The organism is Streptomyces sp. NPDC102437 (assembly GCF_044765565.1).
Classification (GTDB): Bacteria; Actinomycetota; Actinomycetes; order Streptomycetales; family Streptomycetaceae; genus Streptomyces.
This window is the reverse complement of record NZ_JBIWKI010000135.1, coordinates 1-2,641: the sequence shown is the minus strand read 5'-3', so window position 1 is coordinate 2,641 and position 2,641 is coordinate 1. Positions and strand designations below refer to the sequence as shown.

Annotated in this window: 5 protein-coding genes; 3 read left to right on the top strand and 2 right to left on the bottom strand. The window is 66.1% G+C overall.

Annotation, left to right across the window (positions count from 1 at the left end; all coding sequences use genetic code 11):
- Together ACIRJP_RS42295 and ACIRJP_RS42290 are read left to right on the top strand one after the other, a co-directional pair.
- Positions 1-410: hypothetical protein (locus ACIRJP_RS42295; RefSeq protein WP_404186521.1), on the top strand; the 410-nt coding region annotated here is incomplete at its 5' end.
- A 25-nt stretch (positions 411-435) separates the two neighbouring features.
- On the top strand, positions 436-714 hold the full coding sequence (locus tag ACIRJP_RS42290) for a hypothetical protein (RefSeq protein WP_404186519.1): 279 nt from the start codon (positions 436-438) through the stop codon (positions 712-714).
- Between the two features lie 133 nt (positions 715-847).
- Here ACIRJP_RS42290 and ACIRJP_RS42285 read toward each other — a convergent pair whose 3' ends face one another.
- Positions 848-1,381 (bottom strand): kinase, encoded by a 534-nt coding sequence (locus tag ACIRJP_RS42285; protein WP_404186523.1) that lies wholly within the window; start codon positions 1,379-1,381, stop codon positions 848-850.
- 259 nt (positions 1,382-1,640) lie between these two features.
- On the opposite strand from ACIRJP_RS42285, the gene ACIRJP_RS42280 reads away from it, so the two are divergent.
- A complete protein-coding gene (locus ACIRJP_RS42280) occupies positions 1,641-1,904 on the top strand; it encodes a hypothetical protein (RefSeq protein WP_404186517.1) in 264 nt (87 codons plus the stop codon).
- Positions 1,905-2,098: 194 nt separating this feature from the next.
- Here ACIRJP_RS42280 and ACIRJP_RS42275 read toward each other — a convergent pair whose 3' ends face one another.
- Complete coding sequence (locus ACIRJP_RS42275; protein WP_404186515.1) at positions 2,099-2,440, bottom strand: hypothetical protein; 342 nt, start codon at positions 2,438-2,440, stop codon at positions 2,099-2,101.
- Positions 2,441-2,641: the final 201 nt, after the last annotated feature.

Below are 2,641 nucleotides of genomic sequence, written 5' to 3'. Positions count from 1 at the left end.
AAAGAGTCCTCCGCAAAGAGATATTTGCGAAGAACTCTTTGCGGTTCGCCCTCGCTTGCGAGGCGCCGCTGTTCAAATGTGCTGACCTGCCTGCCCTCTGGATCAACGGAAATTCGAGCTCTTGGGGTGCGGCGGCGCGCGGGGCCGGTAGCTCCTCAGCCCTCGAGCACCGAGCTCGGCTCGCCATTCTCAAGGCCGCAGTGGACTATGCGCTCGCGCATCCCGACGGCCCGCCTGAGTTCCGCATGTCGGAGGACGGCAAGTCCTTCTTCTTCCAGGGGCTGACCTACCACGTCCTGCCGAAAACGTTCCATGACGGCATCGCATGGCTGCGAGAGCAGCCGAACTTCGCGGTACGCGACCTTCTGGCAGCAGTTCCTGTGGGGATGGGGAGGGTTCTACCTCCGTGACAGGACGGGGGAGGAGTTCGAGTGGATGGCGGAGTACTCCGGCATCCCTGCCAGCGAGATCCCCACAGCCCTCGAAGCCTTCGACCGCTTCTTCCCGATCCCGAACGGCTGGCTCACCACACCGGGCCACACCGACATCCACATGCTGAAGCTGGTTCCGTGGGTCTTCCAAGGCATCGGAGTCCACCAACGCCGCATCCAGTACAACCTCGTCGACAACCTTTCCGCGCTGCAACCGAGCGCCCAGTACACGGTGCCCGATCTCTCGAAGCGCATCCGGTGCACGGTCGACTTCCTGCTGTAGGCGTGGCACCTGCCCGTACTTTCTCCCGCTGAGGCTGGCCCTGAACTCGGCGCTCACCGGTTCATCGGAGGTGAGCGCCGTCTCGGGCCGATCCGTCGCTGTTCGGCGGGCTGCCCGGCCCCGGCAGCCGTGGTCAGTGCTCCAGCGCGGGGAGCCGGGCAAGATCGGTGTCGTGCATGATGCGGTCGACGGTGGCCGCCAGGACGCTGTCGGCGTCGATGAGTGTCTCGATGCTGCCGGGCAGGAGGTCGAGCGGCCTGTACCACTCGCGCAGCTGCTCCTCGCCGATCTCGTCTGCGATGGGTTTGGTCGCGTGCCTGGCCAGGGTCTCCCGGAAGGGGACGTCCAGGTAGTAGCAGTGAGTGTGCCCGCGATGGTCGGCGCGCAGCTGTTGGAGCATCTGCCCGTAGCGGTCGGCGTACAGGATGCCTTCGAGGACGACGTGGTAGCCGGCGCTGAGGCTGTAGCGGGCAACGGTGTCGATGAGGCCGATGTTCGCGCCGCCAGGGCGGTCGTGCTCGCGCAGGACGACCCTGCGGAGGTTGTCCTGGCCGACCAGGGCCAGACCGCGACCGAAGCGCTCCCGGATCCCCGCCGCGATCGAGGACTTGCCCGAAGCGTTGTTCCCACGCAGGAGAACGAGCCTGGTCTCTGCACTGCCCACCATCATCCACACGACCCTACCGGCAGCCACCGGACACGGCGGGGCCTGCAACACACGGTCCCTCACCGGCTCCACGAACCTCTATCCAGGACATCAGTGCAGGTCAGGAGTGAAACGCGCAGGAGCGTTTCACCGGTCGCGTTTCACCCTCACAGGCCGGTGTTGCACCTGCACGGGGGCTGCGCAGCGGGCAGGGACTCTTCGCGGTGAAGTCGCACCGATTCCCGTCCTGGTGGACCCCGCGTCGCACCAGACTGGTCGCATGACAAAGGGACCGAAGGTGTACGGCAGCGAGCGTGATGACCCGGAGCCCGGGCCACAACCCGGCCGCGACTACCGCGAGCTGACCGGTGGGCCGCTGGACGGGCAGCTGATCGAGGTGACCGGCTGGACGGACGAGGAGATCACCACCGGCGCGTACTTGGTCACCCCTCATAGCGCATACGGACCGGGCGGGCGGGCCTCATACGGGCCTACCTTCAGCCGTCCTGGCGGTCCGTGGGTATGGGAGGGTGACACGCCCTGATCGGCTGAGGGCGCGGCAGACTGACCGGTTGCGGTCTCCAGGCGGTGCCTTCGATCATCGTGGACAGTCGGCCTTCTGCCCCGCCGGGGGTCTTGCTCGCAGCCGAATCAGCTGCAAGCAAGACCCGGGTGCGTCTTCAGCTGGCGTAGAAGTCCTGCAGGGTGTCGTCGAGGTCTTCGAGGGTGTCTCCCTCGCTACTGATGCCGAGGGCGCTCAGCATGCCGATGCACGAGGCGGAGTAGCGGCCGAGAGCGACGATGAGGTCGCCGCTCCTCGTCCTCATCGAACAGTCGGGCCAGGAAATCGGCGGTCTGCTTCACGCCGGGCGATCCGGTCAGCATCGTCTCGATCATCTTCACCACATCGCGCTCCGGGATGCCTTCCGGGAGCCCGACCGTGAGCTGGGATATCAAGGCTTCCACCTCCACCCCGCGCTCCTTCGCGAGCCAGAAGGTGAGACCTGACGCCGCCATCCCGGCGCCGGTGACAAGCTGAGTGACGTGGTCGAGTCCACCGGCCTTCAGGTCGGCGTTCACTGCCGTGATCACTACACGGCACACCGGGTCGTCAGTGCGGACACGGGGCTTCCACCGCGGCTGATATCCACGGGGCCGCCGGTTCGGCATGACAGCGCCCGATCAGGGTTACTGAGGTTTTCGTGTTGTCGTCGGGGAGTGACGGTTCATGATCCCTGCGGTATGCCGGTGGGATGAGGTATCCGGAGGGTGGGGGCCTGA

Excerpts from the sequence above, each read along its gene's own strand:
- ACIRJP_RS42280 (WP_404186517.1), top strand. The coding sequence starts at position 1,641 with ATGACAAAGGGACCGAAGGTGTACGGCAGCGAGCGTGATGACCCGGAG.
- ACIRJP_RS42290 (WP_404186519.1), top strand. The coding sequence starts at position 436 with ATGGCGGAGTACTCCGGCATCCCTGCCAGCGAGATCCCCACAGCCCTC.
- ACIRJP_RS42285 (WP_404186523.1), bottom strand. The coding sequence starts at position 1,381 with ATGGTGGGCAGTGCAGAGACCAGGCTCGTTCTCCTGCGTGGGAACAAC.